The following is a 19,438-nucleotide window of genomic DNA, read 5'->3' as shown; positions in this document are numbered from 1 at the left end:
TTTTAATATTTTGAATATGTAATAATTTGTTCTGAATACTCACTTAGCAATAAGCTTAAGGAGTTTAAACTAGCCTCTAATTCATTTAGATCTAGGTTTTCTAACTGTAAGGTGTCTCTAAAAATAACACGCTCACCACTGTCGTCTAAAACAAAGGCACCATGCACAATGTCTCGGTTTTTCTTAAGAAGACTTTTGAAGATTTCTTCGTTGGGCTGGTTTACTTTGAATATAAATTGTTCAATGATTACAATAGGAGCAGCAACTCCAATAATCATGCTTTTTATACCAAAGCTTTCCTTTTCAATAACAAAAATTCCGTCTTTCTCGTCTTCTTTAATAATGTTCACATTGAGTTCTTGTAAGAAACTCTTGGTTTTTAAATAGTAATTGTCCATTAGCAATTGGCTTAGTAGTTGTTAATATGATTTTCTTTTTAGCGGTGTAATATTACAAAAAAGTTTGAAGAATTACGCCGGTAACGTATATACTTATTGCAATCATTGTGTCTTTTTTAGGTTAATATTTGGTTTGTTTTTTTGTTTTTGTCTAAAATTATTAGCACAAAACAGAATAATTAGCTAATATTGTTAGTGTAAAAGTACGATTTATTTTTTAAATTGCAAATAAAATTAGCAAAAATGTCTTTTTTTGGAAAAAACATAAAAAAAATTAGAGGAGTAAAAGGAATGAGTCAGCAGGCGTTTGCAGAGCTATTTGACTTAAAAAGAGCTACTTTAGGTGCTTATGAGGAAGGTAGGAGTGAACCTAAAATAGAAACAATTATAAAGATTGCTAATTATTTTAGCATAACTATAGATGATATCTTAACTTCTGAATTGACCGTAAATGCATTATTAAGGTTTAAAGGAGATGTTACAATTAAGGCAGAAGAAGTAACAAAAAGAGAGTTTTTGGAAATTCCTCTGATTACAAAGGATTATTATGCTGACTATGTCAAATACTATGATAAGCCAAAGTTTATAAAAGATTTACCTGTAGTAAAGTTACCTATTGAAGGTGAAGCTGTATTAAGAGGTTTAATTGTTCCGAATTTGGAGATGACTTCGAATGATAAAGGTTTGTATCCTGGTGACATGGTAGTGGGTAAACAAGTAGGGCTTAGTACAGTTGATGAAGTCAAAGAAGGGAACTTAGTACTGGCAGTTGTAGAGGAGGAGTTAATTTTAAGACGCATTTTTAAGAAAGAAGCTACTTTTGTTTTTAGAGCAGACCATAAAAATATTGATGATAAAGTTTTTGATAAAAAAGCGATCAAAGAATTATGGAATGTTCAGTATGTATTTTTAAATCGATTACCTGAGTTTCATAGCCCATTGGAGGATAAACTATCATTTTTAGAACAGGAGTTTTCTAAACTTAAAAATAGATTATAATTGAAGCAGTATCATAAATTTAATTTTTACCGATATACGTATTGCGAATTTGAAATGAAAAATGTGGATTTCTTTAAAGACATGAAAGCGCATTTTCAAAGTAAATCTGGAAGCTATTACTATTATACTGAAGAAGGAGTGTTTAGATATTCAAACCATTGGGGTAGAGTAGCTAATTGCCGATGGAAAATAAAAGGAATCGAAGGCTACAAGAATCAAAAATATTATGTCGGATTTGCGAAATGGAGTGACTTTTATCCTTTAAATAATACAGATAAAGTTTTTTATGTAATTGTAGATTTTAAAAATGAACAGGCTAAAATTTGTAGAGTGCAAAGTGGGGTTACTAAAGAGTTTTTCTTAATGACCTCAGAAATCGCACATCAAAAATTGAAAAGTGTTCAAACTGTTTTTAAGGATACTAAATGGATGAAGTATCTTAATGGTGAATTACAGGAAATTCAACAAAAAGTAATCCATGAATTAATAAATGGTCCGAAATCATTACAAGAGATTAAAGTTGCTGTAAGGCATGAATTATAATTAATTCATTGTTGTTTTAAAAGTTTCAATTTTTTTCTCGATTTCCAGGTAGGTCGTTTCATGGTTGTCACTTAATAATTTTAGAAAAGAATCAAGGTGTTTGTATTCTAAAAGATTTGACACTTTTTTAAACTTAACGAGCTCATCAAAATCTTCATCTAGAAGATATAGATTCCAATACCAATTGTAAAATATGGTGGTTAGAAATTGTTGCCAGTTTTGTTTCGGGTATTCGTTATAGGGTTTTGTATCTTCTACATGAAACTGTAAAAATGAATTACGTTCTTTGTCAAAAGCAAATACCATATAGTCTTCAATAAAAGGAACAATTCTGTCGGGTATTTTATAATCTTGTAATTCTTCATCGGTCATATAGGAAAAAGTTGCAGGTTTGTGCCAACCCCCAAAAGGTAACTCTTTGTCTGCATTACCTTCATATATTTGATACATATATGCAGGGAGTTTTAAATTTTCAACTTCAGTTTTGTTGTTTTCTAAAAAAGCTTCGTTTAATTTAATTTCAATTTTTTTTTTCTTTGGAGTTGTATCATTTGGAATTTTGTTCAATAGGTATCTAATTAGGAGACCGATTCCTAAACAAAATAAAAGAGATAATAAAAGTTTCATGAATTGCAAATTTTGACTAAAATAAACAAATAAATCGATATCAATTTGTGTGATCTGTTTCGTAAATTTGTTATCTAAAATTTAGTATATATGAATATACCTCAAACCAGTTTTCCACGTATTGTGATTGTAGGTGGAGGTTTTGCTGGATTAGCCGTTGCTAGGGGATTAGAAAATCAAGAACTTCAAGTAGTTTTAATAGACAAACATAACTATCATACTTTTCAACCTTTATTATATCAGGTAGCTACAGGAGGATTGGAACCCGATAGTATTGCTTTTCCTTTAAGAAAGCGATTCAATGATGTAGACAATTTCTTTTTTCGCTTGGCAGAAGTAACTAATGTAAATGCCGAAGAAAATATTTTGGAAACATCTATAGGGAATTTAGAGTATGACGAATTGATTATTGCCACAGGATCAACAACAAATTTCTTTGGAAATACAAATATTGAAAAATATGCGATGGAAATGAAGTCTGTTCCGCAAGCATTAAATATTCGTAGTTTGGTATTGGAAAATTTCGAAGAAGCTTTGTTACAAAGCGATTTGGAGAAGCGAAGAGCCTTGATGAATTTTGTTATTGTAGGTGGAGGTCCAACAGGAGTGGAATTAGCGGGAGCTTTGGCAGAGATGAAAAAGGGCATCTTGCCGAAAGATTATCCAGATTTGGATATCCGTCAAATGAAAATCAATCTTATTCAGAGTTCTAACGAACTATTGAATGGAATGAGTAAAGGAGCTTCAACAAAAGCAGAAGATTTTTTAATTAAATTAGGCGTAGATGTATGGAAGGATTTGCGGGTGTTGGATTATGACGGTACTACAGTGACCACAAATGGAAATGACCATTTTGATGCTGCTACCGTAATTTGGGCGGCTGGAGTAAAAGGAAAAGTAATTGATGGACTTTCTTCAGAGTGTTTGATAGAAAGACCTAATAGATTAAAAGTAGATCGATTCTCTAAGTTAGAAGGATACGATAATATTTATGCTATTGGAGATGTTGCATGTATGGAAACTGAAAAATTTAAGTTTGGACATCCAATGATGGCACAACCGGCTATTCAACAAGGAACTGTTTTAGGAAAGAATTTAGTAGCAAAATATTTAGGAAAAAAACAAAAGCCTTTCAAATATAATGATAAGGGGTCAATGGCTACTATTGGACGTAACAAAGCAGTAGTAGATTTACCAAAATGGAAATTTCAAGGGGTGTTTGCCTGGTTTGTATGGATGTTTGTACATTTATTTTCATTAATTGGTTTTAGAAATAAAGTAATTGTTTTTATGAACTGGGTGTATAATTATATCCGTTTTGATAGAGAAACACGTTTGATAATTCGTCCGTTTAAAAAGAAGAATCAATATTCATTTCAAACAGAAAATAAGTCCTGAAAAAAGAAATAAACATACCTAATGCCACGGCAGTAAGAATAAGTAAAGCGATTTTTTATATAGAAGAAAACTTAGATAAAAAATTATCTTTAGAAGAGATTGCTACTAAAGCCCATTTTTCTGCGTTTCATTTTCATAGGCTTTTTAAAATTGTAACCAAAGAAACCATTAATGAGTTCATAACAAGAAAAAGAATTGAAAGGGCGGCACATTATTTATTACATCAAAAAGATAGGAGTGTAACAGAGGTTTCTGAAAAAGTAGGGTTTACAAATTTGTCTTCGTTTTCTAGAGCATTTAAAAAATTTTATGGAATGTCGCCAGCACAGTTTTCAAAAGAAAGTCCTGTAAAATTTAGCAAGATTTGTAAAACAGAAAGCAAGAATGGTCAAATAGAAGTTCGGTTTGAGCAATACATTAGCAATATTAATAATGCTTTAAACTGGATTAAAATGAATGCAAAAAAAATAGAAGTAAAAGTACTTCCTGAAATAGAATTAGCTTATATAAGTCATCAAGGAAGAATGGATTCTGTAGGTAATGCTTATGATAGATTAGTGAAGTGGGCAGTACCAAAGGGATTGATGAATCAACCCAATTTACGAATGATGACTATTTATCATGATAGTCCTAAGATTACAGATCCTTCTAAAATAAGAATGAGCGCTTGCATGATATTGAATGAAAAAGTGACAGCTAACGGAGAGATTAATTTGAAAACAATTCCGGCTACAAAATGTATCGTGGCACATTTAGAGGTTACACCAAGAGAGTTTCAACAAGCTTGGGAAAGTAATTTTGTTTGGATGAGTGAGAATGGTTATCGAAAAGCTGATAGAGATCCATTTGAAATCTATTATAATAATGCACAGGAACACCCTGAAGGGAAATGGATTGTAGATCTTTGTATTCCTGTAGAATAAATAAAAAAGAGCGCTTTAGCGCTCTTTTTTATTAACAGCATCCTGAATTTGGAGTGCAAGTTTGTTGTTGTAAATCTGATAAACGTACTTTAGGTTTTGGAATACCACACGCATCTTCTGCTAAACAAGCAGTAGCTTTGTTAACTAATAAAAAATTAGTGCCATTAAAATCTAACGCATATTTACCAATAGTATCTCCTTGGTATTCTACTTCTATTTCTAAATCTTCTAATCCCAAGGTTTTTTCAGAAAGTTCTATGATATGTACCAACTTTTCTGGATGTAAACGATGGTTGTAGTCATTTGCATTCCAAAGTTGAAAGTTTATCACATTTTCTGTTCTCACGGTACCTCCACAATCAATAAAGTGTTTTGATATTTTACCAACTTCAGTTACGTGAAAATGGGCAGGAACTAAATCTCCATTAGGTAATTCAAATGCTATGGTATCTAGTGTTTGTAAATGTTTTTTTATTTCTGATAAGGTCATAATTATTGTTTTATTTGAGATAATATATAATATACTTCAGAAGCAATTTGATAGCTTCTTTCTTGGTATTTTTCGTCTTGTAAAGTGGTGTTGTCATATAACTTAGGGTCTTCATAAGTAATCGGAATTCTTTTGTCAGATCCTGCCACAAATGGACAGCCTTCATCAGCTTGAGAACAAGTCATGATTGCTGCAAAGCTAGATGTAGGATTGAAAGAGTGGTCATATTTTTTAGAAAAACCGATAATAGGTAATGAGTTATCGCTGGTTTTTATTGCATATACCGGATTGGTATTATCAGATAAAGCGTTGATAGTAAAACCTTGTTCAGTCAATGTATGTACAATGGGTTTTGCCATAGCCGTTTCCTCAGTGCCTCCAGAATATGCATGTAAGTTTTTAATATTGAAATGCTCAGCTAATGTTTGCATCCAAACCTGCCCCAGATGACTTCTTCTGGAATTATGTGTACAAATGAAATTAATGTCAATCTTTTTGTTTTGATCGATTTTGTTTTGAATATAAGATGAAAGTTGGTTTAAAATTTCAATTCTATTGTTGTTAATTGGAATTTTAGAGGCTTTTTCGATAGTTTCAGTTAATTTTTTATTCATTGTAATATTGCGATTAAATGTTTTAAATTTTTTTAGTTGCAGCAATCTATATTTTCTGAATTTTGATTAAAAATTGTATTAAGTGTATTTTGAATAGTTTTCCAGTTGGTGGCATCAATACAGTAACATACGCTAGTTCCTTCAATACTTCCTTTGATAATTCCGATGCTTTTTAATTCTTTCAAATGTTGAGAAATGGTAGGCTGCGCTAATCCAATTTCTTCTACTAAATCACCACAAATACAAGATTGCATTTTTAATAAATACTGGATAATAGCAATACGAGCTGGGTGTCCTAACACTTTGGCTATTTTGGCTATCTCGTTTTGCTCTTTTGTAAATATTTCTGATTTAGTAAGTCCCATTTATTAATTATTATATTGCAATATTACGATTAATATTTTAATTCAAACTTGAACGAACTTATTTTTAACATATTACTAGAGGTTTGTTTACGTTAGGTTAACATTTTACCTGAAATTTCTTTAAGCATTTTAGCGGCTAGAAAGGCAGTCATTTCTTGAAAGTCTCTTGTCGGATTGTATTCTACAATATCAGCACCTATAATTTCTGCATCAAGATTCTGAATTAAATCAATAACCTGTCTGGAAGACAATCCACCAGGTTCATGATGAGAAACACCAGGAGCAAAGGCAGGGTCAAATCCATCCATATCTAAAGAAATGTATAATGGGTTTTCGAACTTTTTAATTTTAGAAAGGTCTAAATCTTTCATTTGATGTATTTCCACATTGAACTTTTCAGCCTGTTCAGCTTGATGCGTGTTTAATGTTCTAATTCCTACTTGTACCAACCTTTCAGCAAAATCACTTTCCATGATTCTTGCAAATGGACAAGCATGCGAGAGTTTATCTCCTTCAAAATTATCATATAAATCAGAATGTGCATCAATGTGAAGGATGTCTATCTTTTTATATTTATTATGATAGGCTTTTATAATAGGATAGGTGATAGAATGATCACCTCCGAGGGTAATAATTCTATCACCTATATTTAAATGTTTTTGGGTGATTTTTTCAATGTCAAAGTAATCTTTAATATCAAAGTCTCCTTTGTCTTGAATATATTCACTTTCTATAGAAATACCATTTTCAGCATATAAATTTGATGAACCACAGTGTAGTACTTTTCGTATTAATGGTGGGGCTAATTTAGGTCCTTTTTGATAAGAAGAATTATTGTCAAATTGTATACCTTGAATGATGATATTTTTCATGTAAATAATTTAGAGAAGCAACTAATTTATAAAACTTCCTCTAAAAGTGTCAATTTTTTCTTTTGCTTCTGTGTGAATTTCGTCTTCGTTAAAAAAGGTATGTACATCTCCTAAGTAATCCATTCCTAAATATTTCGCACTTTCTATAAATGGCATGTCAAAACCATCACGTCTATCATTTCCATAAGAATTACTAATCATAGCCATTTTTTTACCTCTCATTTTTCTTCCCAATTCTTTTTTGTAGTGCAGAAGATCAGACATGCGGTCAAAAAAGACTTTTAAATGCCCACTCATGGTGTACCAATATACCGGAGTAGCAAAAATAATTGTGTCATATTTTTCAATAATTTCTTCTATGGTAGTAATAAAGTCATCATTGGCATTTTCAAACTTGTAATTAAAATGACCTATATTTTTGGTAGCAATATCTATAACATCAAAATCATTGTTTTTGTTGAGGTAGTTTACAACTTTATAAGTGTTTCCAAAACTTTGAGCACTGGCTTGTATAATAACTGTTGAATTCATAATTTTTTTAATTTTTGAGATCATAAAATTGACTAATAAAATTTAAAAGTTTAGAAATACGTAATTTTTAAAATTGATAGAACCCAAGATAAAATCGATTAAAAAATGATATAAAATTGTTACATTTATACTATAAAACGAAGCGAATGAATACAGATAATTATAAGGTAGCTGAAAGTATTTCTTTAAAGAATTCAGTAACTAAAGAGGTTCTAGAAGATGCCAAAAAGAAATTAAAGAAGCTTAGAAAAGGAATTAGTGAATTGCAGGATAGGATGTATGCAGAGGGAAAATATAGTATTTTGATTTGCTTACAAGGAATGGATACTTCAGGAAAGGATAGTTTAATACGAGAAGTTTTTAAAGATGTAAATGCTCGCGGTGTTCAGGTTCATAGCTTTAAAGTACCCACAGAACATGAGCTGAAGCACGATTTTATGTGGCGTCACTATATTGCATTGCCACCTAAGGGTAAAATAGGAGTATTCAATCGTACACATTATGAAAATGTATTGGTAACAAGAGTGCATCCACAATACGTGTTTTCAGAAAATATTCCAACAGTAAAGAGTTTAGAAGATTTAGATGATGCTTTTTATCATTCTAGAATGGACCGAATGAATCAGTTTGAAAAGCATTTGTCTGATAATGGAACTATTGTTTTAAAGTTCTTTTTAAATTTATCTAAAGAGGAGCAAAAGAATCGTTTGTTAAGACGATTGAATATACCAGAAAAGAATTGGAAGTTTTCTGCAGGTGATATGAAAGAACGTAAGTTATGGGATAAATATCAAGAATGTTATGAAGATCTTTTAAACAGGACATCTACTTATTATGCTCCTTGGTATGTGGTTCCTGCAGATGATAAGCCTACGGCAAGATTTATAGTTGCCAAAACCTTGTTGGAAACCATGAAAAAGTATAATTTTACCGAGCCTTCATTAGAAGCAGACGTACTAGAAAAATTAGAGGAGTTTAAAGCTCAATTAAATAACGAATAAATATTAAGTTTAAGGTTTTTACAAAGCGAGTTGTTAGTAAAACAACTAGCTTTTTAATCTTAAAACTTTCCAATTAAGATATCAATGGAATTAAACTTAACAAGACCCATCATATTTTTTGATTTAGAAACAACAGGGATTAGTATTGCTACTGATAGAGTTGTTGAAATTTCAATATTAAAAGTATTTCCTAATGGAAATAAAGAAGGTAAAACGTGGTTAGTAAACCCTGAAATTGAAATTCCGAGGGAAGCTTCAGAAATTCATGGAATTACGAATGAAAAAGTTGTCACAGAACCTACGTTTAAAGAGTTAGCACCTCAAATAAATGAAATGATTCAAGGATGCGATTTAGCAGGGTTTAATTCGAATCGTTTTGATATTCCTTTGTTAGCGGAGGAGTTATTACGTGCTGGAATTGATTTTGATATGGACGATAGAAAGGCAATTGATGTACAAGTAATTTTTCATAAGAAAGAACAACGTACCTTAAGTGCAGGATATCAATTTTATTGTGGAAAAACACTAGAAGATGCACACTCAGCGGAAGCAGATACCTTAGCTACCTATGAAATTTTAAAAGCTCAGTTGGATAAATATGAAGATATCGAAAATTCTGTCGATGCGTTAAGTGAATTTTCTTCACATACACAAAGAGCAGATTTTGCTGGTTTCATATTGTTTAATGATAAGCAAGAAGAAATATTCTCTTTTGGAAAGTATAAAGGAAGAACTGTTGAAGAGGTGTTAAAGGAAAATCCAGGGTACAATTCTTGGATGCAAAATGCCGATTTCCCTTTATATACAAAAAAGGTATTACGTCAAATAAAAGAACGTATGTCAGTTCCAAAAGAAACCATGACCGATGAAGAAAAGTTACAGGCTTTACAACAAAAGTTTAATTTGAGATAATTTAAAAATTAACATCAACTTAAGAGCTCTTATAACTTACAGTTTTTACATTCGTTAAACCTTAGGTTGTAAGAGCTTTTTTTTATATTTTTTTGTCAAGAAAATGGGATACAACCAGCAATTTCGCTAACTTTATCAAAAGTTATTTTTTACAATAAATAAACATCAATTACATGTTTACATCATATACAAATTTACCCAATAACTCAAGAGTTTGGGTGTATCAATCAGATAGAGAGTTTACACAAGAAGAAATAGAGCATATTAGTGCAAAGGCTTTGTTATTTATAGAGAATTGGACACGTCATGGAGATGACTTAAAAGGGTCATTTACTATAAAGTATAATCAGTTTTTGGTACTAGGAGTAGACGAAGGTTTTAATAATGTTTCTGGATGTTCTATAGATGCTTCTGTTCGCTTTGTACAGGAGCTAGAAAAAGAACTTCAGGTAGATTTAATGAATAAGATGAATATCTCTTTTAAAGATGGAGAGAATATTAATATTGTCAAGTTACCAGATTTTCAAAAATACGCTAAAGAGCAAAAGATAACTTCAGAAACGGTAGTGTTTAACAATATGGTAAATACAAAGGAAGATTTTGAGACTAAATGGGAAGTGCCTGCAAGTAATAGTTGGCACGCGCGCTTTTTGGTATAAGAATTGTAATATTTAAAGAAAGAGAATACGAATGCAAAAGAGACTACTAATATTTTTACCCCTAATTTTTGTTCAATTTATATCAGCACAACAGATAGATCCGTTGCGAACTATTGATGCTGAAAATCAAACTATTTGGGTAGATAGTATTCTAAACAATATGACCGTTGAAGAAAAAATAGGTCAGTTGTTTATGGTACAGGCCTATTCAAATAAAGATAAAAAACATAAAGATTTTATTATTGAAATGATAACAAAGTATCATGTTGGGAATTTAATTTTTATGCAAGGAACACCAGAAAAACAGGCGGTTTTAAATAATGAGTATCAGTCTATAGCTAAAGTTCCTTTGCTTATTGGTTTTGATGGAGAGTGGGGCTTAGATATGCGTTTGAAAAATACATACCGTTTTCCTTGGAATATGACTTTGGGGGCTATTCAAGATAATAATGCCTTAAAGGAGTTTGGTAAACACTTAGGAGCACATTGTAAACGTTTAGGTATTCATGTAAATTTTGCACCAGTTGTAGATATAAATACAAATCCTGATAACCCAATTATTGGAAATAGATCGTTTGGAGAAAGTAAGGAAAATGTAACTGAGAAAGCTATTGCGATGACAGAAGGTATGCAAAGTATGGGAGTACTAGCAAATGCGAAACATTTCCCTGGTCATGGAGATACGGCAACCGACTCTCATCATACATTACCAACTATAAGTTTTTCAGAACAAAGAATCGATTCTATAGAGCTATATCCGTATAAAAAAATGTTTGAAGCTGGAGTTGGAAGTGTTATGACGGCGCATTTAAGTATTCCCGCTCTAGAAACAAATGAAACCTTACCTACCTCTCTTTCAAAAAATGTAGTAACTAATTTACTACAACATAAGTTAGGGTTTAATGGATTGGTTATTACGGACGGGTTGAATATGAAAGGAGCGGCTAATTATTCTACTTCGGAAGAAATAAATTTAGCGGCAATATTAGCAGGGAATGATTTATTGTTGATTCCTCAAGACGTACCAAAAACAGTTGCTTTATTTAAAAAAGCAGTTGAGTCTGGAAAATTATCTAAAGAAAGACTTGATCATTCAGTAAGAAAAATATTGAAAACAAAATATTGGGCTGGTTTACACAAGTACAAACCAATTGAAGAAGAGAATTTACGTTTAGAATTGAATAGTGCTTCGGACGAGGTGTTACATAGAAAACTAGTTAAAAAGTCAATTACCTTTTTAAAAGATAAGAACGATGTTTTGCCAATAAAAGAATTAGCTGGAAAAAAAATAGCTTATGTAAAATTAGGAGATGCGAAGAATAAGAGTTTTGTAAGAATGCTGAACAATTACACACAAGTAGATGTTGTATCTAGCTCTAAATTGGACGTTTTATTAAAGAAGTTAAAGAAATACGATATTGTTATTATTGGATATCATAAATCAAATGCCCATCCATGGAAGGGGTATAAGTTTAAAAATGTTGAGCTTGTTCGATTACAGGAAATTGCTAGACAGAATAAAGTTATTTTAAATGTACTTGCTAGTCCGTATAGTTTATTACAGGTAAAATCATTTACAAACATAGATGGTATTGTTGTTTCTTATCAAAATAGTAAACTAGCTCAGGAATTATCTGCCCAAGCTATTTTTGGAGCTTTTGATGTAAATGGTAAGTTACCTGTGTCTATCAAAGAGGACTTTAATGTTGGTGATGGAGTAGAGAAAAAATCATTAAAAAGATTGCAGTACTCAATTCCAGAGGAAGTAGGGATGTCTTCAGATAGTTTATCAGTTATTGATAAACGAATTGATACAATTTTAAGAAAAAGAATGACTCCAGGTGGTCAGGTTTTAGTAGCTCGAAACGGAGTCGTGATTTACAAAAAGAACTTTGGGTATCATACCAATTCGAAAAAGTTAAGAGTAAAGGATAACGATGTTTATGATTTGGCTTCATTAACTAAGATTCTAGCTTCACTTCCTTTAATTATGAAAGCAGAGGAGGAGAAAAAGTTTAGTATCTATTCGAGCTTAGGAGATATTTTAAGCAAGTATAAAGATTCTAATAAGGATACTTTATTGGTGAAAGAAGTATTGTCGCATATGGCACGTTTAAAGTCTTGGATTCCTTTTTATATTAAAACACAAGATAGCATTACTCATAAAAATTTGCCGGAGTTTTATAGTTCAAAATGGAGTAAAAAGTACAACACAAGAGTAGCTAAAAACTTATACTTAAATAGAATTTATAAAGATTCTATTTCTAAACTTATTTTAGAGTCAGAGCAAAGAGAAAGAAAAGGATATAAGTATAGTGATCTAGGGTATTATATATTCAAAGATATATTAGAAACTAAGTTTAATAAACCGCTGAATAAACTTGCTGAAACTTATTTATATGCCCCATTAGGAGCAAATAGAACGTCTTATTTACCATTGCAAAAATTTGCGAAGAAGGCAATTGTGCCAAGTGAAAAGGATTCTTATTATAGAAACCAATTGGTTCATGGTTATGTACATGATATGGGAGCAGCAATGCAAGGTGGAGTAGGAGGTCATGCTGGATTGTTTGGTAACTCGAATGATGTGGCAAAGATTATGCAGATGTTTTTACAAGAAGGATATTATGGTGGTAAACAATATTATCAACCAGAAACAGTAGCCAAGTTTAATAAGCGTTATTATGCCGATAAAAACGTGAGAAGAGGGTTAGGTTTTGATAAACCACAAATTAATCCAAAGGAAAAACCAACCTGTGGATGTGTTTCTGAAAAGAGTTTTGGACATAGTGGTTTTACTGGGACGTACACTTGGGCTGATCCTGAAAGTGGAATCTTGTATGTTTTTCTATCTAATAGAGTGTATCCTACTATGAGAAATAGAGGGTTGGTAAAAAGTAATATGAGAACCAAAATTCAAGCAGATATACAGAGCGCTATTCTGAATTAGTAGTGCTAGTTTTTGTGTATAAAAGAACTAAGAGTATTGAGAAAAGGAAATATAAAACAGCATAGCTTATGTTGTTCATAACTCTATAGATTATAAAAGCTTGTAATGCGTAAAATAGAGGAAACAATACAATAGTCATTGCAAACCTAAATGTATCTACAAACTCAATTTCATCTACTTTTTTAGAAGCTGTTTTCCATAGAAAATACGGAATGAAAGAATTTATGATAACAAGAGATAGTAGGACGATGTTCTTTTTCTTTTTGGGAGTATTAACTGGAAGAACTTTATCCTGAATTATTTGATTTGTGTATTCTACATTGGTAAAATCAATATTAGCAGTGTTTAAAAGGTTATTTGTGTGTTCGTATTCTGATGTAGGAATATGTACGCAAAGCCTCTCTAATGCATCTTGTACGTTGCTTTTTAACTGATTTGCAGATTGATTAATGTTTTCTTTATTATAATAGTCATTAGCTATAATTGCATTTCCATAATGTAAGGCAATTTTACAAGGGTAAGTAGAAGAGTTTTGATAGGTAATTCCTACAGGAACGAGATGTATTGGTAAATTAGGATATTTATCAATAGTTCCGAAAACAATACGAGTAAACCCTTTACTTAATGGTCTTACTGTTCTTTTTCTGTTATGACTTCCTTCAGGGAATATTAATAAAGATTTTTTACTTCCAAGGATGTCATAGCATTTGTTAAAAATAGCATCATTTTTAGAAAGTTCTTTTATTCCATCGCGTATCCTGTAAATAGGCATCATTCCAATCAAATCAAATAAAAAAGCGACAATCTTATTTTTAAAAACGGCAGCTCTTACCAAGAAAAATGTTTTCCTTGATGTGTTAGTAGCAATAAATAAAGGGTCTACTAAACCATTAGGGTGATTTGCTAAAAATAATACGGCGCCTTTTTTAGGGACATTCTCAGAACCAATAACTCTTATTTTTTTAGAATAAAAATAGAGCCCAGTTTTAATATATAGTTTAACTAAATAGTATAATAACGTTTTCATTATTTCTTTTTTCTTCCCCAATAGGTTGCCAATGCCATTCCTGAAAATAAATCCCATACTCCCCAAAAGGCAGTTAATAATGCCATTCCTCCTAAACCTTCAAAAAAACCAAAAACTAATAGTAAACCTAATCCACTATTTTGAATACCAGTTTCTATTGTAATTGTTTTTATATCCTTTTTTGCAAGTCTGAAAGATTTTGCAGTAAAATAGCCTATGAAGTACGCAAAGATATTATGGAATATTACTAGAAATAAAACTAAATGAATATGGTTCTTAAAAATATCTGCATTGTCATAAAGAGCAACGATGATTAAAATCATAAAAACAGTAATAGAAAAAGGTCGAAGTATTTTATTGATTTTTTCAGCCATTAGGGGGTGATAATGATTGACAATCATTCCAAGTACCAAGGGTATGCCTAAAATCAATAGAACAAGCTTAAAAAGCTCGTATGGATTTAATTGTATCTCTTTTAAAATATTGTTTGTAGGTTCATAAAGACTGCCCCAAAACTCTAAATTTAAAGGAGTCATGATCAAACAAAAAACAGTAGCAAAGGCAGTTAAACTAACTGAAAGTGCTGCATTTGCATTAGCCATTTTACTGAAAAAATTTGAAACATTACCTCCTGGGCAAGCAGCTACTAACATCATTCCTAGTGCAAAACTAGGATGAGGTTTAATAATAAGAATAGCTAAAAATGTTAAAAAAGGTAAAAGAATAAATTGAGACAGCAGTCCTACAACTAAAATTTTGGGGTTTTTAATCAATCTTTTAAAATCGTCAATAGTTATAGAAAGAGCAACACCAAACATGATAATTGCTAAAGCAATATTTAATAACCATAAAGCTTCAGTATCAAAATTTATTTTAATACTGTCTATAGGGGTTTGATTAGTTATTAAAAGCATATTCAAGGATATTAGCCCCCATTTTTAAAGCTTTTTCTCTTACTTCTTTGGGGTTGTTATGTACTGATTGATCTTCCCATCCATCACTTAAGTCACTTTCATAATCATAAAACACAATAAGTCTTTCATTATAAAAAAGTCCTAGAGCTTGTGGAGCTTTTTTATCGTGTTCGTGTATTTTAGGAAGGCCGTTGTTAAATTTAAATGTTTGATGAAAAATAGGATGGTTTACTGGTATTTCTTTGAGTTCTAACTCTGGAAATAGTTTTTTTAACTCGCGTCTTACATATTTGTCAAAGCCATAATTGTCTGAAATATGTATAAACCCACCAGATTTCAAGTAGTTTCTAAGGTTTTCAATATCATCAGCAGAAAAGAAAATGTTACCATGCCCAGTAACGAATACAATTGGATAATTAAAAATATCTTCATCATCTGAATTGATGGTAGCAACATTCTTACTGATAGTTGTTTTACTATTAATGTTTGAGAAATTAATTAAATTCGGTAAGGAAGTTGGATTAGCATACCAATCGCCACCTCCTTTATACTTTAATATGGCTATTTCTTGACCTTGTATATTTAATGAGACAAGAAGAAGAAAGCTAAACAGTAATTTCATTTGATAAAATTATAATAACAGCAATATAATAAAACAAAAAAAAACACCAATGAATTTTAATCACCGGTGTTGTTTTTCCCCTTAAGAAAACATTTGTATTTTCTGATAAGCTACCCCCTTACATTGCTTTCAGAAAAAATGTTTGATTTCTTTAATTCAAATGTATTATGAGAATTAAAATTAAGAGTTCAAAAACATCCAAATTGGATGTTTTTAAGTTGACTTTTTATAAAATGTATAAATTTATCAGTTTTAAAAGTGATGTTTAAAACAAAAAAACACCAGTATAATATACTGGTGTTTTTTGTTCTCGACTCTTTCCCTTTTCTTTATTGACGGCACTTACAGCCTATCAACAATGCTTTTTAAAAGTTTAGTTCTTAAAAATTGAAAACCCCTTCATATCTTCAATTTTTAAGTTTTTACTTTAACTTATGTAAATATAACGAAGATTAAAGTTTTTAAGGTTCGAAATCATCCAGATTGGGTGAATCAAAACTTTTTAAATGTTAAGTAGAGCTATTAATTAGTAATTAAAATAGAGCTTTTGAATTCAAATGGAGTGATTCCAGTATGTTTTTTAAAAACGGTGTAAAAAGTAGATTTAGAGTTAAATCCTGACTCTAACCCAATAGAAGTAATAGTGTAATTTGAAAACTCTGGAGCCAATAATAATGATTTAGCTTGCTCAACTCTCATTTCATTTAAATAATCGGTAAAAGTTTTTCCAGCAATATTATTAATTATTACAGAGAGTGTACTTGAACTTAGTTCTGTGTCAAAGGATAAATTTTGTAAAGTGTATTTACTTTCAAGGAATTTATTATTCTTTTTAATATAATTATCAATTACTTCAAATTGTTCCTTGTGCTTTTCTAATTGTGTTTCAGATACATTATGACTTTTTACATGGTAGGAAACTTTTGTAGGAATAACATTAGGGGTGCTTTTAGAATTTCCTTTTTGAATTCCCTCACGTATAACTTTTCTTTCTTTTAAAATTCGTAATTGTCTTATGCCTTGATAACCTAACCAGTAAATAAGTACGGTTGTGTAAACTCTTAGAGGGTAATAAGAAAAGATAAAATCTGTATAGTTTAAACTAACGGTTATTATTAAAGCAACCATCCAAAGTAGATAGCCAACACTGGTAAGTTTAAAAAAAGTGTATAACCACTTTAAATTATCATAAGATTGAATCTTTTCAAATAGTTTTTCTTTTCTCAATAAAATCAAGAAAGAATAGATGAACAAAGAAATAGAAGTTACGAAGCTCACTATTTCCTCAGTCGTTGTATACTTTTCATATACGTAATCTAAGTTTTCTTGAGGATGAAGACCACTGTTTTTCAGTACAAATACAATTTGAGCTAATGTCATTATGAAAAACATTGGAATCGCTATTTTAAGAATATTGAATGTTTTTTTTTCGATGTTTAGGTAATGAACTAAAAACATGTAAAGAAACGGCATTCCAAGAAAAATCCATGGTACCTCAATATAATCTAGAGCAAATCGATGTTGAAATAATTTGCGTTCAATGACCCAAGATTGGAAGTTGTTCAATGAAATAGCAAGTATAAGAAGGTTTAGGTATATCATACTACGATCTTTTCCGTACTTGGAAAAAAAGAGTACAATACTAAATGCGAAACCATGTAGCGCACTAACTAGTAGAAATAGGTTGAATAACTCTGTAATAGTCAAAAATAGTAGGTTTTAACAGCTAAATATACAAAAAATAGGTTATTGGTGTAGAAAGGCAATACTTTGTACTACTGATATACCGGCTGTTTCTGTTCTAAGACGATTTAATCCTAACGAGATTGGTGTAAATCCTTTTGATAAGCTTTTTAAGATTTCATCATTAGAAAAATCTCCTTCTGGGCCAATTAAAATAGTATAAGCTCCTTTAGGAATAATTTCAGTTTTTAAATATTTTTTTTCAGAATTTTCTTCGCAATGAGCAATGAATAATTGACTATTAAAATCTTGATCAATAAAATCAGAAAACTTAACTGGAGCATTTAGTTTTGGAAGTGTAAACTGTAAAGATTGTTTCATTGCAGATTGCACAATTTTAGAAAGCCTATCAATTTTGACTACTTTTCTTTCAGAATTTTTACAAATAATAGGGGTTATTTCATCAATTCCTATTTCTGTAGCTTTTTCTAAAAACCACTCTAAACGATCGTTACTTTTTGTTGGAGCTATAACCACATGTAAATAATAATCACGTGATTTATTTTTCTCTTCAATATTAACAATATTTGCCACGCACTTTTTATCATTGGCAATAATTATTTCAGCATCAAAAAGAAGTCCTTTACCGTTTGTGATTTTTAAAATATCGTTCTCTTTTTTTCGTAATACCTTTATGATATGCCTACTTTCATCTTTTTCAAAATGAATTTGGGTGGTTTCTTTTGATATTTCTGAGTTATAAAAAAGCTGCATTATAAATCAAGTTTATAGGTTCTTCTTCTTTTATGGGTTGTAGGGTCAAAGTTTTTCCAAATTTGATGAATGGCTGTATTATTTTCTAGTTCAGGAGTTCGTATACAGTTTATTATGCCTTTTTTGGTAAATGTTTTATGAAATTCTTCGAATATGGTTGCAACAACACCTTTATTTTGATATTCTGGATGTACACCAATCAAATAAAAGGTAACATCTTTGGCATGTTTTCTTGCTTTTAAAAGGTGAAAAATCCCAAAAGGGAACAATTTTCCATTTGCTTTTTGTAATGCTTTTGAGAATGAAGGCATTACAATTGCAAAAGCAACTAATTTTCCTTCTTTGTTTAGAACAAACTTAATGTATTCAGGGTTGATAAAGCTGATATATTTCTTTTTGAAATACTCTATTTGATTTTGAGAGATAGGTACGTAGGTAGATAGTTTTGAATATGTTTTACTAAACAAATCAAACATCTCATCTACATAAGGCATTATATCTTTAGTTTTAGAGAAGTTAAGAGCAGTTAATTGATATCTCTTCTTAATGATGGTACTAGCCTTGTGGTACTTTTCAAAATCAACATTAACAAATGAAAACTTATTTTCTAAATATTCTTTCTCTTTTATAAAACCGAGTTGTTCTAAATGTTTGTGTTGATATGGGTTATGATACCAAGTAATCATAGTTCCAATATGATCAAAACCATCAGTTAGTACTCCAGTCTTATCTAAGTTGTTAAAGCCAACTGGTCCTTCAATATATTCAAGTTCGTTTTGAAATCCGATTTCTTTTACTTTTTCTATTAAGGCACGACTTACTTCCAAATCATCAATAGTGTCATACCAACCAAAACGCATTTTTTTTATGCTTTGTTGATTTACCTCGTACGTATTTATGATAGCGGCTATTCTACCCGCTATTTTATCATTTTTATAGGCAATAAAAAAACGAGCTGTTGCGTGTTCAAAAACAGGGTTGCTACTTTGATCAAACGTTTCCAATTCATCCTTTATAATAGGAGGTACCCAAGAACTGTTATTTTTATAAATTGAAAAAGGAAATGTAACAAACAGTTTCATTTCCTTTTTATTTTGTATTTCTTTTACATGAATCATGTAACAAAAGTAATTTTT

The 19,438-nt window shown here is 30.7% G+C and carries 21 protein-coding genes; 8 read left to right on the top strand and 13 right to left on the bottom strand.

Going from position 1 to position 19,438, the window contains the following annotated elements; all coding sequences use genetic code 11:
• Nucleotides 1-2: 2 nt before the first annotated feature.
• Nucleotides 3-398: a molecular chaperone Tir gene (locus ABNT22_RS13385; RefSeq protein WP_299109266.1), complete on the bottom strand. Its 396-nt coding sequence runs from the start codon at nt 396-398 to the stop codon at nt 3-5.
• Nucleotides 399-641: 243 nt separating this feature from the next.
• Between ABNT22_RS13385 and ABNT22_RS13380 the strand changes: the two genes are divergently transcribed.
• On the top strand, nt 642-1,397 hold the full coding sequence (locus ABNT22_RS13380) for a helix-turn-helix transcriptional regulator (RefSeq protein ID WP_348718666.1): 756 nt from the start codon (nt 642-644) through the stop codon (nt 1,395-1,397).
• 54 nt (nt 1,398-1,451) lie between these two features.
• Nucleotides 1,452-1,940 (top strand): hypothetical protein, encoded by a 489-nt coding sequence (locus ABNT22_RS13375; RefSeq protein ID WP_348727119.1) that lies wholly within the window; start codon nt 1,452-1,454, stop codon nt 1,938-1,940.
• Here the strand turns inward: ABNT22_RS13375 and ABNT22_RS13370 are convergent, their stop codons facing one another.
• On the bottom strand, nt 1,941-2,567 hold the full coding sequence (locus ABNT22_RS13370; RefSeq protein WP_348718663.1) for a hypothetical protein: 627 nt from the start codon (nt 2,565-2,567) through the stop codon (nt 1,941-1,943). It lies immediately after the preceding gene.
• 90 nt (nt 2,568-2,657) lie between these two features.
• Between ABNT22_RS13370 and ABNT22_RS13365 the strand changes: the two genes are divergently transcribed.
• Both ABNT22_RS13365 and ABNT22_RS13360 read left to right on the top strand, forming a co-directional pair.
• Entirely contained in the window at nt 2,658-3,965 is a 1,308-nt protein-coding gene (locus tag ABNT22_RS13365) for an NAD(P)/FAD-dependent oxidoreductase (protein ID WP_348718662.1), read from the top strand.
• Entirely contained in the window at nt 3,962-4,888 is a 927-nt protein-coding gene (locus tag ABNT22_RS13360) for an AraC family transcriptional regulator (RefSeq protein ID WP_348718812.1), read from the top strand. Before ABNT22_RS13365 ends, ABNT22_RS13360 begins: the two co-directional genes overlap by 4 nt.
• Nucleotides 4,889-4,919: 31 nt before the next feature.
• On the opposite strand, the gene ABNT22_RS13355 is transcribed toward ABNT22_RS13360, so the two are convergent.
• From ABNT22_RS13355 to ABNT22_RS13335, 5 genes are all read right to left on the bottom strand, one after another.
• A complete protein-coding gene (locus tag ABNT22_RS13355; RefSeq protein ID WP_348718661.1) occupies nt 4,920-5,378 on the bottom strand; it encodes a DUF6428 family protein in 459 nt (152 codons plus the stop codon).
• Between the two features lie 2 nt (nt 5,379-5,380).
• Nucleotides 5,381-5,992 (bottom strand): protein-tyrosine-phosphatase, encoded by a 612-nt coding sequence (locus tag ABNT22_RS13350; RefSeq protein ID WP_348718660.1) that lies wholly within the window; start codon nt 5,990-5,992, stop codon nt 5,381-5,383.
• A gap of 32 nt (nt 5,993-6,024) precedes the next feature.
• A complete protein-coding gene (locus ABNT22_RS13345) occupies nt 6,025-6,357 on the bottom strand; it encodes a metalloregulator ArsR/SmtB family transcription factor (protein ID WP_348718658.1) in 333 nt (110 codons plus the stop codon).
• A 92-nt stretch (nt 6,358-6,449) separates the two neighbouring features.
• Nucleotides 6,450-7,229: an agmatinase gene (speB, locus tag ABNT22_RS13340; protein ID WP_348718657.1), complete on the bottom strand. Its 780-nt coding sequence runs from the start codon at nt 7,227-7,229 to the stop codon at nt 6,450-6,452.
• A gap of 21 nt (nt 7,230-7,250) precedes the next feature.
• Entirely contained in the window at nt 7,251-7,760 is a 510-nt protein-coding gene (locus tag ABNT22_RS13335; protein ID WP_348718656.1) for an NAD(P)H-dependent oxidoreductase, read from the bottom strand.
• 146 nt (nt 7,761-7,906) lie between these two features.
• Between ABNT22_RS13335 and ABNT22_RS13330 the strand changes: the two genes are divergently transcribed.
• The 4 genes from ABNT22_RS13330 (at nt 7,907) to ABNT22_RS13315 (ending at nt 13,282) form a co-directional block, all read left to right on the top strand.
• Complete coding sequence (locus ABNT22_RS13330) at nt 7,907-8,761, top strand: PPK2 family polyphosphate kinase (RefSeq protein ID WP_348718654.1); 855 nt, start codon at nt 7,907-7,909, stop codon at nt 8,759-8,761.
• Nucleotides 8,762-8,845: 84 nt separating this feature from the next.
• Nucleotides 8,846-9,673 carry an exonuclease domain-containing protein gene (locus tag ABNT22_RS13325; protein WP_348718652.1) on the top strand — a complete coding sequence of 276 codons (828 nt, stop codon included), beginning with the start codon at nt 8,846-8,848 and terminating at the stop codon, nt 9,671-9,673.
• Nucleotides 9,674-9,846: 173 nt separating this feature from the next.
• Nucleotides 9,847-10,332, top strand: a complete 486-nt coding sequence (locus ABNT22_RS13320; RefSeq protein WP_348718650.1) for an ABC transporter ATPase — start codon at nt 9,847-9,849, stop codon at nt 10,330-10,332.
• A 31-nt stretch (nt 10,333-10,363) separates the two neighbouring features.
• Entirely contained in the window at nt 10,364-13,282 is a 2,919-nt protein-coding gene (locus ABNT22_RS13315) for a glycoside hydrolase family 3 N-terminal domain-containing protein (RefSeq protein ID WP_348718649.1), read from the top strand.
• On the opposite strand, the gene ABNT22_RS13310 is transcribed toward ABNT22_RS13315, so the two are convergent.
• The 6 genes from ABNT22_RS13310 to ABNT22_RS13285 all read right to left on the bottom strand — a co-directional run bounded on the left by ABNT22_RS13310 (nt 13,269) and on the right by ABNT22_RS13285 (nt 19,420).
• Nucleotides 13,269-14,309 (bottom strand): lysophospholipid acyltransferase family protein, encoded by a 1,041-nt coding sequence (locus ABNT22_RS13310; protein WP_348718648.1) that lies wholly within the window; start codon nt 14,307-14,309, stop codon nt 13,269-13,271. The genes ABNT22_RS13315 and ABNT22_RS13310 overlap by 14 nt on opposite strands.
• Complete coding sequence (locus ABNT22_RS13305) at nt 14,309-15,223, bottom strand: bile acid:sodium symporter family protein (protein WP_348718647.1); 915 nt, start codon at nt 15,221-15,223, stop codon at nt 14,309-14,311. The genes ABNT22_RS13310 and ABNT22_RS13305 overlap by 1 nt, the downstream gene beginning before the upstream one ends.
• Nucleotides 15,207-15,845, bottom strand: a complete 639-nt coding sequence (locus tag ABNT22_RS13300; protein ID WP_348718646.1) for a DUF4159 domain-containing protein — start codon at nt 15,843-15,845, stop codon at nt 15,207-15,209. Before ABNT22_RS13300 ends, ABNT22_RS13305 begins: the two co-directional genes overlap by 17 nt.
• Nucleotides 15,846-16,367: 522 nt before the next feature.
• On the bottom strand, nt 16,368-17,447 hold the full coding sequence (locus tag ABNT22_RS13295) for a helix-turn-helix domain-containing protein (protein WP_348718645.1): 1,080 nt from the start codon (nt 17,445-17,447) through the stop codon (nt 16,368-16,370).
• 144 nt (nt 17,448-17,591) lie between these two features.
• Entirely contained in the window at nt 17,592-18,302 is a 711-nt protein-coding gene (locus tag ABNT22_RS13290) for a 16S rRNA (uracil(1498)-N(3))-methyltransferase (protein WP_348718644.1), read from the bottom strand.
• Nucleotides 18,302-19,420, bottom strand: a complete 1,119-nt coding sequence (locus ABNT22_RS13285) for a GTP cyclohydrolase (protein WP_348718642.1) — start codon at nt 19,418-19,420, stop codon at nt 18,302-18,304. The genes ABNT22_RS13290 and ABNT22_RS13285 overlap by 1 nt, the downstream gene beginning before the upstream one ends.
• Nucleotides 19,421-19,438: the final 18 nt, after the last annotated feature.

The sequence above is a fragment of the Tenacibaculum sp. 190130A14a genome (assembly GCF_964048965.1).
GTDB lineage: Bacteria > Bacteroidota > Bacteroidia > Flavobacteriales > Flavobacteriaceae > Polaribacter > Polaribacter polynesiense.
The sequence above is the reverse complement of the archived record's forward strand: the minus strand, read 5'-3'. Positions and strand labels throughout refer to the sequence as shown.

What these genes read in the sequence shown, in the direction of transcription:
- ABNT22_RS13320 (WP_348718650.1), top strand. Translation starts at nt 9,847, where the DNA reads ATGTTTACATCATATACAAATTTACCCAATAACTCAAGAGTTTGGGTG.
- ABNT22_RS13380 (WP_348718666.1), top strand. Translation starts at nt 642, where the DNA reads ATGTCTTTTTTTGGAAAAAACATAAAAAAAATTAGAGGAGTAAAAGGA.
- ABNT22_RS13325 (WP_348718652.1), top strand. Translation starts at nt 8,846, where the DNA reads ATGGAATTAAACTTAACAAGACCCATCATATTTTTTGATTTAGAAACA.
- ABNT22_RS13385 (WP_299109266.1), bottom strand. Translation starts at nt 398, where the DNA reads ATGGACAATTACTATTTAAAAACCAAGAGTTTCTTACAAGAACTCAAT.
- ABNT22_RS13305 (WP_348718647.1), bottom strand. Translation starts at nt 15,223, where the DNA reads ATGCTTTTAATAACTAATCAAACCCCTATAGACAGTATTAAAATAAAT.
- ABNT22_RS13335 (WP_348718656.1), bottom strand. Translation starts at nt 7,760, where the DNA reads ATGAATTCAACAGTTATTATACAAGCCAGTGCTCAAAGTTTTGGAAAC.
- ABNT22_RS13350 (WP_348718660.1), bottom strand. Translation starts at nt 5,992, where the DNA reads ATGAATAAAAAATTAACTGAAACTATCGAAAAAGCCTCTAAAATTCCA.
- ABNT22_RS13330 (WP_348718654.1), top strand. Translation starts at nt 7,907, where the DNA reads ATGAATACAGATAATTATAAGGTAGCTGAAAGTATTTCTTTAAAGAAT.
- ABNT22_RS13365 (WP_348718662.1), top strand. Translation starts at nt 2,658, where the DNA reads ATGAATATACCTCAAACCAGTTTTCCACGTATTGTGATTGTAGGTGGA.
- ABNT22_RS13295 (WP_348718645.1), bottom strand. Translation starts at nt 17,447, where the DNA reads ATGATATACCTAAACCTTCTTATACTTGCTATTTCATTGAACAACTTC.
- ABNT22_RS13300 (WP_348718646.1), bottom strand. Translation starts at nt 15,845, where the DNA reads ATGAAATTACTGTTTAGCTTTCTTCTTCTTGTCTCATTAAATATACAA.
- ABNT22_RS13310 (WP_348718648.1), bottom strand. Translation starts at nt 14,309, where the DNA reads ATGAAAACGTTATTATACTATTTAGTTAAACTATATATTAAAACTGGG.
- ABNT22_RS13285 (WP_348718642.1), bottom strand. Translation starts at nt 19,420, where the DNA reads ATGATTCATGTAAAAGAAATACAAAATAAAAAGGAAATGAAACTGTTT.
- ABNT22_RS13355 (WP_348718661.1), bottom strand. Translation starts at nt 5,378, where the DNA reads ATGACCTTATCAGAAATAAAAAAACATTTACAAACACTAGATACCATA.
- ABNT22_RS13345 (WP_348718658.1), bottom strand. Translation starts at nt 6,357, where the DNA reads ATGGGACTTACTAAATCAGAAATATTTACAAAAGAGCAAAACGAGATA.
- ABNT22_RS13375 (WP_348727119.1), top strand. Translation starts at nt 1,452, where the DNA reads ATGAAAAATGTGGATTTCTTTAAAGACATGAAAGCGCATTTTCAAAGT.
- speB (WP_348718657.1), bottom strand. Translation starts at nt 7,229, where the DNA reads ATGAAAAATATCATCATTCAAGGTATACAATTTGACAATAATTCTTCT.
- ABNT22_RS13290 (WP_348718644.1), bottom strand. Translation starts at nt 18,302, where the DNA reads ATGCAGCTTTTTTATAACTCAGAAATATCAAAAGAAACCACCCAAATT.
- ABNT22_RS13315 (WP_348718649.1), top strand. Translation starts at nt 10,364, where the DNA reads ATGCAAAAGAGACTACTAATATTTTTACCCCTAATTTTTGTTCAATTT.
- ABNT22_RS13370 (WP_348718663.1), bottom strand. Translation starts at nt 2,567, where the DNA reads ATGAAACTTTTATTATCTCTTTTATTTTGTTTAGGAATCGGTCTCCTA.